The organism is Kribbella sp. VKM Ac-2568, assembly GCF_004345365.1.
In the GTDB taxonomy this organism is placed as follows: Bacteria; Actinomycetota; Actinomycetes; order Propionibacteriales; family Kribbellaceae; genus Kribbella; species Kribbella orskensis.
The window spans coordinates 324,664-337,739 of record NZ_SLVF01000002.1; the positions used below are offsets into that span (position 1 = coordinate 324,664).

Consider the following 13,076-nt stretch of genomic DNA (forward strand, 5'->3'; position numbering starts at 1 on the left):
CCGGTCCCACCGGCAGGCATCCGTCAGAATACTGACCCGCTACTGCGGTCGCAGACCTGTGTGATGCGCGGCGAACGCCAGTAGGTCGGCCCATTCCGAGGCGACCATGGCCGCGGGCTTACCGAAGCCGTGGCCGGTGTTGACCTCGATCCGGCTCAGCACTGGACGATCTCCGGCCTGCACGTGCTGCAGCGTCGCCATGAACTTGTGACTGTGCAGCGGCACCACCCGGTCGTCGTGGTCGCCGGTCACGACCAGCGTCGCCGGGTACGACGTACCGGCGCGCAGGTTGTGCAGCGGTGAGTAGGCGACCAGGTCCTCGAACTGTGCGGCGTCGTCCGGCAGCCCGAAGTCCGACGCCCACGCAGCACCCACGGTGAACAGGTGGAACCGCAGCATGTCCATCACGCCGACCCCGGGTAGTGCCACCGCGAACAGGTCCGGCCGCTGGGTCATCACCGCGCCCACCAGCAGGCCGCCGTTGCTGCGGCCGTGGATGGCGAGTTGCTGCGGCGTGGTCACCTTGGTCTTCTGCAGGTGCTCGCCGACCGCGATGAAGTCGTCGAAGACGTTTTGCTTGTTCGCCAGCCGCCCCTCGTCGTGCCAGGAACTGCCGTACTCGCCGCCGCCGCGCAGGTTGGTGATCACCAGTACGCCGCCGGCCGCGAGCCAGGCGGGCCACCCCGGCCGGTAATCGGCCAGCACCGGGATGCGGAAGCCGCCGTACCCCCACATGAGCGTGGGCCGCGGCTGGTCGAGGGTCAGGTCGGCCCGGCTGATCAGGAAATACGGCACCTCGCGGCCCGGTTCGACCCGTCGGGTGACGGTGATCTCCGGCGAGGTGAAGCCCGCGCCAGCCGGTACGAGCTCAGGCAGTGCGCGGAACTCACCCGAGACCGCGGAGACGACGTACGAGACTGTCGGGTCGGTGGTCGACGACAGGCCGACGAACACCTCGTCGTGCTTGGGTGACGCGTTCAGGCCGACGACTCCCCCACCAGGCACCGGCACCACCCGCGGATTGCCGCCGTCCAGGTCGTACAGCGAGAGCACTGGCTGCGCGTCGATCAGGGACAGCACGGCCAGACCGGCCGCGGTCCCGCGGACAGACTGCAGCGCGCCTTCGCCCTCGGGAATCAGGTCTGTGAAAGTGCCCTCCAGGTCCGAGGTCACCACCCGGCCCCGCGACGCGTCCCGGTCGGTCCGGAGGACGAGCCGGTCGCCGGACATGCGGACGAAGGCGGTCTCGTCGCGGAACTCGTCGATCACCTTGATCGGCTCGCCGAGCCCGCCGTCCGTGATCGGGTAGAGCCAGAGCCTGGTCGCCGGGTCCGTGCCCTCGCTGATCGTCACGACGAGGTAGCGGTCGTCGTCGGAGACCTCCGGCCCGATGAAGATCCGGTCGTTCTCCGGGAAGCTCAGGATCAGCTGGTCGTCCTCCTGCGGCGTCCCGACCTTGTGCAGCTTCAACTGGCCCCCGCCGAGCGCCTTCGTCTCGGTGCCCTCGCTGCGACCACTGGCCGGGTAGTGCAGGTACAGGTACGCCGAGGAGTCCGGCAGCCAGGTGGCCTCGCAGAACTTGGCCTGGGTGACCACGTCGTCCACCTCGGCGCCGGTGGCGACCTCCAGTAGCCGGAAGGTGATCCAGTCGCTACCGCTCTCGTTCACGCCGTACGCGAAGTACTGGCCGTCCGGGCTGACCGTGTAGCTGCCCAGGGAGTCGGTGCCGTCCTCGGAGAGCTTGTTCGGGTCGATGAGGACCCGGCCGCCGTCGAGCAGCCCCTGCAGGGAGTCGGCGACGGACACGACGTCCTGGGCCTGGGTGCCGTCGTTGCGGCCGACGAAGAACCAGCCGGACTCCTGAGCCGGTACGCCGGCCCGCGGGCGCGCCAGGATCGCGGTCATCGTCTGCTGGAACCACTCCCGCTCGGGGTAGCTCGACAGTTCGGTCTCGGTGGCCTCGTTCTGACGGCGGACCCAGTCCTTGGTCTCGGTGGAGTCGGGGTCCTCCAGCCAGCGGTACGGGTCGGCGATCTCACGGCCGTGCAGGGTGTCGACGACGCTCTCGTCGCGGCGGCTCTCGGGGTACTCGGAGGTCATGCCAGCCAACCTAGTACGCCGTACCGACTCCCTTCCGCCGGTTTTCCCTTGCAGGCGGCGACTGGGCGTCCCACTCACCGGACCTTCGGCGGGCGGCATCCCGCGCTAGGCGTCCGGACCGGTGAGTGGGCCGCTCCCCAGAGCCAGACCGGGGCGGTGGGGCGGGGAAAGAGTCAAATACAGTCAGTGCCGTCCGGCGGGGTTCAGGTCCTTGCGCCACAGGACCTCGCCGTAGAGGTTGCGCAGCGACGCGGTGAAGACCTCGGTGCGCGGGTCGATCTCGACGTGGCCGAAGAACTGGTTGCCGCCGCTCGGGGGCTGGCTCGGGAAGTCCGCCGCCTTCACGAACTCCACCTTCGGACCGAAGGTCGAGTCGAGCCCGTTCGGGCCGAAGGTGCCGGCGTTGACCGGACCGGCGACGAGTTCCCAGAACGGGTCGAAGTCGGTGAAGGCCGCGCGGGACGGGTCGTAGTGGTGTGCGGCGCAGTAGTGCACGTCCGCGGTCAGCCAGACCGTGTTCCGCACCTTGCGGCGCTTGAACTGGCTCAGCACCCAGGCGATCTCGTGCTCACGACCACCCGGCGCTCCGGCCAGACCGTTGGCGACCGCCTCGATCTCGTTGCCGTCCGGGACGAGCAGGCCGAGCGGCATGTCGCTGGCGATCACCTTCCAGGCAGCCTTCGACGCAGCGACCTCCCGCACCAGCCAAGCGGCCTGCTCCGCTCCCAGCATCGCGACCGGGCCGGCGACACCCGGGGCCGGGTTGGCGCCGCGGTAGGTCCGCATGTCCAGGCAGAACACGTCCAGCAGCGGGCCGTAGCTCACCTTGCGGTCGATCCGGTTCCGCCCGGCCGGGTGCGTCATCGGCAGGTACTCGAGGAACGCCTTGCGCGCCCCGCGCCGCGAGCACGTCGACCCGCTTCTCGGTGTACCGGTCGTCGGTCAGGATCTCGCCGGGGTACCAGTTGTTCAGGGTCTCGTGGTCGTCCCACTGGCTGACGATCGGCACGTCGGCGTACAGGTCCAGCACGTTCTGGTCGAGCAGGTTGTACTTGTAACGGCCGCGATACTCGGCCAGTGTCTCGGCGACCTTGGAGACCTCCTCGGTCACCACGTTCTTCCAGATGGTGCCGTCGGCAACCTTCAGCTCGGCCTCGATCGGGCCGTCGGCGTAGATGTTGTCGCCGGAGTGCAGGAAGAAGTCGGGCCGGGTCTGGTGCATCGCCTTGTACGCGACCATGCCGCCGATCTCGGGGTTGATGCCGTATCCCTGGCCGGCGGTGTCCCCGGTCCAGACGAAGCTCACCGGGCGGTTGCGGCCCGGAGTACTGAAGGAGCCTTCGGCGGTCTCGCCGACCCGGCCGGACGAGTCCTCGAAGCCGATCCGGTAGTCGTAGCGCTGGCCGGGCCGGAGTCCCTTCAGCGGCAACTGGGCGGTGAAGTCCTCGTCGGCCGAGGTGATCGGGCCCCGCAGCCGCACTGCCTTGTCGAACCGGCCATGGCTGGTCAGGTCGACGACGAGGCGGGCGCGGCGATCCGTCCGGGACCAGACGACGGCCGAGTTCGAGGTGACGTCGCCGCTGGCGATCCCGGACGGCAGGGCGGGCCGGGTACGGCGGACGAGGTTGGGGGCAGCGGCGGCGGTTGCGGCCGGTACGGCGACGGTGGCGCTCGCGGCGGCGGTGGCGGCCAGCAGCTGGCGGCGGCTCAGGTTCATGAAGCCGAAGGTGCTCTTCCAGGGTGACGGCAGGGTGACCTTCGAGCGAACTACCTGACAACTCAGCCAGGGTGTTCTCACCCTTGTGTGGGGACCGATGATGGAGGGAAGTCAGGGCCGAAAGGGAATGCCGGGGAATGAGCAGAGAACACCGCCTCACGCAGGTCTTCATCACGCTGGCCGACACCTTGGTCGCCGAGTTCGACCTGGTCGACTTCCTCGGCATGCTCGCCGAGGCGACGGTCGAGCTGCTCGACGTGGACGCGGCCGGCCTGATGCTGGCCGACGACCACGGCGTACTGCACGTGATGGCCTCCTCGGACGACCAGGCCGAACTGCTGGAGCTGTTCGAGCTGCAGCAGAACGAGGGACCGTGCCCGGAGTGCTTCCGGACCGGCGTACCGGTCGTCAACGTCGACCTGGCCGACTGGCCCGACTTCGCCTCGGCAGCGGCGGCCGGTGGTTATGTCTCCGCACATGCCCTGCCGCTGCGACTCCGCGGCCAGGTGATCGGCGCGATGAACCTGTTCCGGTCCAACCCGACTCCGCTCACCGAGGAGGACGCCGCGCTCGGGCAAGCCCTCGCCGACATGGCGACGATCGGCCTGCTGCACGAACGGGAGCTGCGCGGCCAGCAGGAGCTCGCCGGGCAGCTCCAGCACGCGCTGGACAGCCGCGTCGTGATCGAACAGGCCAAGGGGATGCTGGCCGAACGAGCCGGCGTGAGCCTGCCGGACGCCTTCACCGCAATGCGTTCGTACGCCCGGGGCCGGGGCTGCGGGCTGACTTCCGTGGCCCACGGTGTGCTCGACGGCACACTCCAAACTTCTGCACTGCTGACCCGCTGAGTTGCGCCCGATGGTCGGCCGTGGTTCCGTTGACGGTGTCAGCCACTTTCTCGTGGCGCTGCCCTGGACCCGGTAGCGCATCTCGACCGATGCACTCCCGGATGGGGCGTTCTCATTGTCACAGCTCGTCGCGGATGACAGACATCCGCAAGGCCCGCAGGCGCGGCACGCAAGTCTCTACACCGACCTCTCGCACACTGTGCGTGACCTTGGTCTGCTCCGGCGCCGCTACGGCTACTACTGGACCCGCATCGGGTTGGTACTGGCCGCGCTGGGCGGAATCATCACCGGCTTCATCCTCCTCGGCGACTCCTGGTTCCAGCTGCTGATGGCCGGCGCGCTCGCGGTCGTTCTCACCCAGGTCGCGTTCCTCAGCCACGACAGCGCACACCGGCAGATCTTCGACTCGGCCGCCTGGAACGACTGGACCGCCCGGCTGCTGTCCGGCGGACTCGCCGGGATGAGCGTCACCTGGTGGCGCAACAAGCACAGCAAGCACCACAACGCGCCCAACCAGCTGGGCAAGGACCCCGACATCGCGATCGGAGTGGTCGCCTTCACCCCTGACCACGTCGCCCGCCGTACCGGCCTGGTCAAGTGGCTCGGCGATCGGCAGGGCTGGCTTTTCTTCCCGCTGCTGACGCTGGAGGGGCTGAGCCTGCACGTGGCGAGCATCCGGCACCTCTTCCGGCGCGGGGCGACCCGGCTGGAGCGCATCGAGGCCGCGGTCGTCGTGTCCCGGATCGGCGGCTACATCGCCGCCCTCTACATCGTGCTGCCGATGGGCAAAGCCAGCGCCTTCCTCGGGCTGCAACTCGCCTTGTTCGGCGTCTTCCTGGGCGCCTCGTTCGCGCCGAACCACAAGGGCATGCCGCTGGTGCCGGCCACGATGAAGCTGGACTTCCTGCGCCGCCAGGTGCTGATGTCCCGCAACATCCGCGGCGGTGTGATGGTGGACTTCGCGATGGGCGGCCTCAACTACCAGATCGAGCACCACCTCTTCCCGAGCATGCCCAGGCCGACGCTGCGGAAGGTGCGGCCGATCGTTCGCGAGTACTGCCAGGTGCACGGCGTGAAGTACACCGAGGTCGGTCTGTTCGAGTCCTACCGGATCGTCATCGACTACCTGAACAACGTCGGGCTGAGGGCGCGCGACCCGTTCCAGTGCCCGCTCGCCGCCACGATGCGGAAGTAGCTCACCAACAGCGGGAGGACCGCGGTTATCGCGGTCCTCTGCGCTGTCGCCTTCAGCTCGAGGGCGGGATCTCGCCCGAGCCCCGGATCGTCAGCTTCACCGGCACCCGAACGGTCCGGCCCGGGCGATGCGGCTCGGGCAGGCGCTCGGTCATCAACTGGATCGCCGTACGGGCCATCACGTCGGCCGACTGAGCCACCGCGGTCAGCCCCGGGCTGAGCAGGTCCCCCAGCGCCAGGTCGTCGAACGACACGAGGGCGACCCGATCGCGGCGGCCCGCCATCCCCCGCAGTACCTCGGCGGTGGTCATGTTGTTCGCCGAGAGGATCGCGGTGGCCGGCTCCGGCCGGTCCAGTACTGCGGACAGGGTGATCCCGATGCCCTCGGTGGTCGGCTCGGACAGGTGGACCAGGTCCTCGTCGACGTCGATCCGGTGCCGGGCCATCGCCGCGCGGTAGGCGACGACCCGTTCGCGGGCGGTGAAGATCCGCTCGTCGTCACCGAGGTACGCGATCCGGCGGTGCCCCTGGCGGACCAGGTGGTCGATCGCCTGGTCGATGCCGCCGGCGTTGTCCGCCAGTACGGCGTCGGCCTCGATCCCGTGCGCCGGCCGGTCGATCGTGACCACGGCCATGCCCGCGTCCACGTGTGGAGCCAGGTAGTCCTGGGTCTCGCCGATCGGCGCCATGATGAGGGCGTCCGGGCGGCGGGCGACGAACTCGAGGCAGACGTCCCGCTCACGTTCCGGGTCCTCGTCGGTCAGGCCGATCATCACGACCGAGCCGCTGGACCGGGCCCACAGCTCGACCGCGCGGCCGAGGGAGGCGAAGAACGGGTCACCGATGTCCCGGATCACCACTGCGATGGTGCCGGTCTTGCCCCGGCGCAGCATCCGGGCGCTCTCGTTCGGCGTGTAGTTCAGCTCTTTGATCGCGGCCTGGACCTTCGCGGTCAGCTCCGGGCTGACGTTCGGCTCCTCGTTGACCACCCGGGAGACGGTCTTGAGCGCCACGCCCGCCCGGGCCGCGACCTCTTTCATGGTGGGCCGGCGCTGCCCGGCTCCATTGACACCAGTGAAACTCATGCCTGGCCCACCCTCTCGTTTAGGACTCCACGACGACCGGGATGATCATCGGCCGGCGACGATGCGTGTCGCTGACCCACTTGCCGACCACGCGGCGGATGACCTGCTGCAACTGGTACATGTCGTCCACCCCGCTCCCGATCGCCTTCTCGATCTCCGCCTCGATCTTCGGCCTCAGGTCGTCGAAGACGGTGTCGTCCTCGGCGAACCCGCGGGCCTGGATCTCCGGTCCGGCTGTCAGTTTGCCGGTGACAGAGTCCATCACGGCGATCACCGAGATGAAACCCTCGTCGCCGAGAATCCTGCGGTCCTTCAGCGACGTCTCGGTGATGTCGCCGACGGTCGACCCGTCCACGAACACGTACCCGCAGTCCACCTTGCCCGCGACAACGGCTTTGCGGTCGATCAGGTCGACCACCACCCCGTCCTCGACCACCACGACGTTCTCGGCCGGTACGCCGGTCTGCCGGGCGAGCTCCGCGTTCGCGTGCAGGTGCCGGATCTCCCCGTGCACCGGCATCACGTTGCGCGGCTTGACGATGTTGTAGCAGTACAGCAGTTCACCGGCGCTCGCGTGGCCCGACACGTGCACCAGCGCGTTGCCCTTGTGAATCACGTTCGCGCCGTGCCGGGTCAGCCCGTTGATCACCCGGAACACCGAGTTCTCGTTGCCCGGGATCAGCGACGACGCCAGGACGACGGTGTCGCCCCGCTGGATCTGTACTACATGGTGGTCGTTCGCGGCGATCCGCGACAGGGCCGACATCGGCTCACCCTGCGAGCCGGTGGAGACCAGCACCACCTGCTCCGGCGGGTAGTTGTCGAGCTCGCGCATGTCGATCAGGGTGTCGCCGGGGACGTTGAGGAAGCCCAGATCCCGGGCGACTCCCATGTTCCGCACCATCGAGCGGCCGACGTAGGCGACCTTGCGGTGGTGTTTCACGGCGGCGTCCATCACCTGCTGGACGCGGTGCACGTGGGAGGCGAAGCAGGCGACGATGATGCGCTGGTTCCTCGCCTTGCTGAACACCCCGTCGAGCACCGGCGCGATGTCGCGCTCGTGGGTGGTGAAACCGGGCACCTCGGAGTTGGTGGAGTCGACGCAGAACAGGTCGACGCCCTCCTCCCCGAGCCGGGCGAACGCGCGCAGGTCGGTGATCCGGTTGTCCAGCGGCAACTGGTCCATCTTGAAGTCTCCGGTGTGCAGCACCAGGCCGGCCGGGGTACGGATGGCGACCGCGAGCGCGTCCGGGATGGAGTGGTTGACCGCGATGAACTCGCACTCGAACGGGCCGAACCGCACCGTCTCGCCCTCGACCACGGTCTGCTGCGGCACGTTGCGGTGCCGGTGCTCCTTCAGCTTGCCCTCGAGCAGCGCCAGGGTGAGCTGCGAGCCGGCCACCGGGATGTCGCCGCGCTCGCGCAGCAGGTACGGCAGGCCGCCGATGTGGTCCTCGTGGCCGTGCGTCAGGACCACCGCCACGATGTCGTCCAAACGCTCCCGGATGGGCTGGAAATCCGGGAGGATCAGGTCGACACCGGGCTGGTTCTCGTCCGGGAAGAGCACGCCGCAGTCGACGATCAGCAGCTTGCCGTCGTACTCGAAGACCGTCATGTTCCGGCCGACCTCGCCGAGGCCGCCGAGCGGGATGACCCGCAGCGCGCCGGGCGCCAGTGGTGCCGGCGTGTCCAGATCCGGGTGGGGGTGACTCATGCAATCAGTCCTGCCGTCTTGAGATCGGTGGTGAGCCGGTCGACCTGCTCGGCGGTCGCCTCGATCAGCGGCGACCGCAGGGTCGCGTGCTCGATCACGCCGGCCAGCTTCAGTGCGGCCTTCACCATGATGGCGCCCTGGGTCCTCGTCATGATCGCCTCGACGGCGGGCACCAGCCGGCGATCGATCTGCTGTGCGGTGGCGAGATCGCCGGCGACGACGGCGTCGATCAGCTCGCGGTACTGCGGACTGGCCACGTGCGCGACCACACTCGCGATGCCGACGGCACCGATCGCCAGCCAGGCGAGGTTCAGCTCGTCGGCGCCGCAGTAGTAGGCCAGGTCGGAGTTGGCGAGCACCTTGGTGGTGCCGGCGACGTCGCCCTTGGCGTCCTTCACCGCGACGATCCGCGGGTGCTCGGCCAGCGCGAGCAGCGTCTCGGTGGTGATCGGGACACCGGCGCGGCCGGGAATGTCGTAGACCAGCACGGGCAGGCCGGTGGCGTCCGCGACCGCGGTGAAGTGCGCCTTGATGCCGTCCTGCGGGGGCTTGTTGTAGTACGGCGTGACGACCAGCAGGCCGTCCGCTCCCGCGGCCTCGGCAGCCTTCGCGGACTCCACGGTGTGCGCCGTGTTGTTCGACCCGACGCCCGCAAGCACCTTCGCGCGATCGCCGACCGCGGCCAGTACGGCGCGGACCAGCTCGACCTTCTCCTCGTCGCTGGTGGTCGGCGCCTCGCCGGTGGTGCCGTTGATGATCAGCGCGTCGTTCCCCTGGTCGACCAGCCCGGTCGCCACCTTCTGCGCAGCGTCGAGATCGAGCGAGCCGTCAGGCCGGAACGGGGTGATCATCGCCGTGGTCAACCGGCCGAATGGCAGGGCTGCTGAGGCGGGAGTTGTTGCTGAGGACATGGGGCTCAGATTACCGCTCCCACTGCCTCGAGAAATGAGTAGGCCTGGTGGCTGTCCGCTCGGGGGTCCGGGCAGCCACCAGGCTCACTCGTCCTATCGGGCGACCCCCCGCAGGCGTTACACATTTGTCCGAAAAAGTCCGGAAAAGTTTCTGGAACTACGTGTTGTGACGGAACGCTCACCATCCGTCGATCCTTCGCCGGATTTCGAGACTGGCATCGATTGCTCAGCCGCGCAAGGCCGACCGGCAAGACGACGGCACAGAGGTGTCAGCGTCAGGAATCTGCCATGCCGGATTCCGACAGCCCGAAGGCAAGACGGGATGGAGAACAGCTCGCCGGATCGATCGCGGAGGGAGCCCGGATCCCTGCTGGAGCAGGCTCGCGCGATGCTCGGCCCGGAGATCGTGGCCACCGCGACGGCCAACGCGCAGCGCCTCGGCCTGGAGGAGGCACCCGCCTCCACGGCCGCGATCCTCAAGGCGATCGATCCGGAGGACTACGCCTGCTCGCCCAACACTCCGCTCACGGATTGGGTGGCCGGCACCATCGCCGACTGGACCACGCTGGACAAGATCTTCGCGCTCGGCGCCACGCTGTCGAACCTGGCCGGCTACGGCAGCATGATCGCGACGCCCGCCAACTCGCCGTACGGGCTGAACGGTGAGTTCACCACCGCGGTGACGCACACCTTCCGCGACGTGAAGACGTTCTGGGACATCCAGTCCGGTGACATCAGGATCAAGCCGATGCACAGCGCGATCCTGGCCGACCGTTCGGCGCTCTACCGGGTGTTCCGGACGATCTACAACCGGTCCGACTTCGACTCGACGTACTTCGCGAACCTCTACGCCTCGTGGGCCGAGCAGCCGAAGTTCCGCAACCACCCGCTGCTCAGCCTGAACGCCTACGCGTTCACCGGCGTTGGCGATCCGAACCCCGCAGTGGCCGCTCTGCCGGACCAGATCGTGATGGGCGACGGCATCCTGCAGGCCTACCAGGCGATCGGACTCGGTGACGTGGCGCCGCAGGCGATCCTCTCGCACGAGTTCGGTCACCACGTCCAGTACGAGGACGGTCTGTTCGCGTCGGACCTGACCGGCCCCGAGGCGACTCGCCGGACCGAACTGATGGCCGATGGCTTCGGTGCCTACTTCCTGTCCCACTCGCGCGGCGCGAGCATGCAGTGGAAGCGGGTGCGACTCTTCGACCAGGTCTTCTACGGCATCGGCGACTGCAACTTCGCCGACCCCGGTCACCATGGCACCCCCAACCAGCGGCTGCGCACGGTCGAGTGGGCCTACAGCGTCGTGACCGGCGCGCCGAACCAGGGGCAGATCCTGCCCAGCCTGACCTTCGCCGGGCTCTTCGACGCCAAGCTGCCGGACCTGGTCGCTCCCGACGCCGGGAGTTGACCCCCCGATCCCTCGTGGGTGGCCGGGATTCGTGCCCCGCCTCCCAGCCACCCATGAGGTTCCACCCCTGGCGTGGTGTGCCGTGAGCTTCCTCCTCCGGCGCACCACGCCCGGCTAGTTGGCGCCGGCGATCCAGACCGAGGTGGTGGAGAGCAGTGCGGCCAGGAAGTCGCGGAGGACCTGGACGGCGCCGGGGAGCAGGAGAACGCTGCCGATGACCAGAGCCGGGGCGATGAGAAGGTTCTCGACCCAGCCGCCGGTGCGGAAGCGGAGGCCGCGGGGCAGGCGGATCTCGTACCACGTCTCGCCGCGGATCGGCAGCGGCCAGAGCCACGGACAACCTGACCGGGTGAGGCTGTCGCCGAGGCAGTGCACGAACATCCCGACGGCGACCGCGACACCGATCCAGCTACCGATCTCGGCGAGGCCGCCCTGCAGTGCCTGAGCAGCCGAGGTGCCGGGCAACCAGGTGCCTGCGAGAGTCCAGGCACCCGCGCCGACGACGACGGTCAGCACCCAGTCGCCGAGCACGTCCGCGGCGAGGATCAGGCCGAACAACGCGACGCCGAGTACTGCGCGCCAACCGCCGGCAGCACCGACGCTGGAGGTCAGGAAGCCCAGGGCGATGGCCGCGGCGAGGGTGTGACTCGCGTGCCGGTGTCGCCCGGTGCTGTCCTCGTCGCGCGGTCCCTTGGTGATCGCGTAGAGGAGACCCGAGAAGGCTCGCACCGCGCCCGACACGAACCCGGTGATCGGACCGAGCACCCGCGACGCGCTCGCGCCCGGGTGATCGAGGTCGGGGAGCAACGCGTACCCCGCGGTCGCGGTGGCGAACGGCACCACCTCGGCCACCGAGTGCAGGCCGACGAACGGCGCCACGGCCAGACCGGCACACCAACCGGACAACGCATGCGAACGCCCCATCACGGCGCCCCACCCCCTCAGTCCCTCACGTCGTGAGCGGCCGAGTATTTCAGCGAACTCCGACAGTTCCGGGGAGGCGCAACCGTCAGGCGTCGAAGTCGAGGGTGACCTTGTCGCTGGTCGGGTGGGACTGGCAGGTCAGCACGTAGCCGGCCCGGATCTCGTCGGGCTCGAGGGCCCAGTTGGTATCCATCCGCACGGTCCCCTCGACGACCTTGGCCCGGCAGGTCCCGCACACGCCGCCCTTGCAGGCGAACGGCGCATCGGTCCGTACTGCGAGGGTCGCGTCGAGCACCGCCTTCGCGTGCTCCCCCAGCGGGAACGTCGACCGGCGGCCGTCCAGGATGACCGTCACCTCGGCTGCGTCCTCGTCGGCCACGTTCTCCTCGACGCGGGCGACCGGCGCCTCGTCGCCGACGTGGAACAGTTCGGCATGCACGGTCTCCCGCGGCACGCCCTCGTCGAGCAGCACCTCCTGCGCGCCGACGACCATCGCGTACGGCCCGCAGAGGAACCACTCGTCGACGGACTTCACCGGCAGGATCGTGTCGATCATCCGGCGCAACCGATCGCTGTCGATCCGGCCGCTGAACAGTTCGACCTCGGTCGACTCCCGGGAGAGCACGTGCACCAGGTGGAGCCGCTCGGCGTACACGTCCTTGAGGTCGGCGAGGTCGTCCGCGAACATCACCGAACCGGCGGTGCGGTTGCCGTAGAGCAGGGTGACCCGGCTCTGCGGCTCGACGGCCAGGATGGTCGCGACCAGCGACAGCACCGGGGTGATCCCGCTGCCCGCGGCGACGAACGCGTAGTGCTTGGCGTTCGCCGGGTCCAGCGGGGTTCCGAACCGGCCGAGCGGGGTCATCACCTCGATCGTGTCCCCGACCTTCAGCCCACTGGCGGCGTACGACGAGAACTCGCCGCCGGGGATCCGCTTGACCGCGATCCGCAGTACGCCGGACCCGGCCCGCGAGCAGATCGAGTAGCTCCGCCGCACGTCGTCCCCCGGCCGCCGCACGGTCAGGTGCTGTCCCGCGGCGAACTCATACTCCGCCGCCAGATCGGCCGGCACGTCGAAGGTGATCGCGACCGAGTCGTCGGTGACCAGGTCGATCGCCTTCACCGTCAGGGAATGGAAGGTGGCCCGCCTACGGGTCATCGTCGTCATG

10 protein-coding genes and 1 pseudogene are annotated in these 13,076 nt (G+C 68.9%); 3 read left to right on the forward strand and 8 right to left on the reverse strand.

The genetic code is table 11. From position 1 onward, the window contains the following. Window positions 1-39: 39 nt before the first annotated feature. The 3 genes and pseudogenes from EV648_RS05385 to EV648_RS43820 all read right to left on the reverse strand — a co-directional run. Window positions 40-2,100, reverse strand: coding sequence for a prolyl oligopeptidase family protein (locus tag EV648_RS05385; RefSeq protein WP_132285577.1), 2,061 nt, complete (start codon window positions 2,098-2,100; stop codon window positions 40-42). Between the two features lie 183 nt (window positions 2,101-2,283). Beyond that, the gene (locus EV648_RS43815; RefSeq protein WP_241994913.1) at window positions 2,284-2,964 is read right to left on the reverse strand and encodes an alkaline phosphatase; all 681 of its coding nucleotides are present in this window, start codon (window positions 2,962-2,964) and stop codon (window positions 2,284-2,286) included. Between the two features lie 82 nt (window positions 2,965-3,046). Continuing rightward, window positions 3,047-3,817, reverse strand: a pseudogene (locus tag EV648_RS43820) (alkaline phosphatase); the annotation flags it as partial. A 137-nt stretch (window positions 3,818-3,954) separates the two neighbouring features. Here EV648_RS43820 and EV648_RS05395 point away from each other — a divergent pair. Next, window positions 3,955-4,665, forward strand: a complete 711-nt coding sequence (locus EV648_RS05395) for a GAF and ANTAR domain-containing protein (RefSeq protein ID WP_132285579.1) — start codon at window positions 3,955-3,957, stop codon at window positions 4,663-4,665. A gap of 199 nt (window positions 4,666-4,864) precedes the next feature. After that, window positions 4,865-5,860 carry an acyl-CoA desaturase gene (locus EV648_RS05400; protein ID WP_241994914.1) on the forward strand — a complete coding sequence of 332 codons (996 nt, stop codon included), beginning with the start codon at window positions 4,865-4,867 and terminating at the stop codon, window positions 5,858-5,860. Window positions 5,861-5,912: 52 nt separating this feature from the next. Here EV648_RS05400 and EV648_RS05405 read toward each other — a convergent pair whose 3' ends face one another. Genes EV648_RS05405 through dapA form a run of 3 tightly spaced genes read right to left on the reverse strand, consistent with a single transcriptional unit; the run spans window position 5,913 to window position 9,569 of the window. Further along, window positions 5,913-6,944 (reverse strand): LacI family DNA-binding transcriptional regulator, encoded by a 1,032-nt coding sequence (locus tag EV648_RS05405; RefSeq protein WP_132285583.1) that lies wholly within the window; start codon window positions 6,942-6,944, stop codon window positions 5,913-5,915. Window positions 6,945-6,963: 19 nt separating this feature from the next. Further along, complete coding sequence (locus tag EV648_RS05410) at window positions 6,964-8,658, reverse strand: ribonuclease J (RefSeq protein ID WP_132285585.1); 1,695 nt, start codon at window positions 8,656-8,658, stop codon at window positions 6,964-6,966. Next, window positions 8,655-9,569, reverse strand: coding sequence for a 4-hydroxy-tetrahydrodipicolinate synthase (dapA, locus tag EV648_RS05415; RefSeq protein WP_132285587.1), 915 nt, complete (start codon window positions 9,567-9,569; stop codon window positions 8,655-8,657). The genes EV648_RS05410 and dapA overlap by 4 nt, the downstream gene beginning before the upstream one ends. Before the next feature lie 322 nt (window positions 9,570-9,891). Between dapA and EV648_RS05420 the strand changes: the two genes are divergently transcribed. Further along, the gene (locus EV648_RS05420; RefSeq protein ID WP_132285589.1) at window positions 9,892-10,983 is read left to right on the forward strand and encodes a hypothetical protein; all 1,092 of its coding nucleotides are present in this window, start codon (window positions 9,892-9,894) and stop codon (window positions 10,981-10,983) included. A gap of 114 nt (window positions 10,984-11,097) precedes the next feature. On the opposite strand, the gene EV648_RS05425 is transcribed toward EV648_RS05420, so the two are convergent. Together EV648_RS05425 and paaE are read right to left on the reverse strand one after the other, a co-directional pair. Continuing rightward, window positions 11,098-11,907, reverse strand: a complete 810-nt coding sequence (locus EV648_RS05425; protein ID WP_132285591.1) for a metal-dependent hydrolase — start codon at window positions 11,905-11,907, stop codon at window positions 11,098-11,100. 85 nt (window positions 11,908-11,992) lie between these two features. Next, window positions 11,993-13,075, reverse strand: a complete 1,083-nt coding sequence (gene paaE / locus EV648_RS05430; protein WP_132285593.1) for a 1,2-phenylacetyl-CoA epoxidase subunit PaaE — start codon at window positions 13,073-13,075, stop codon at window positions 11,993-11,995. Window position 13,076: the final 1 nt, after the last annotated feature.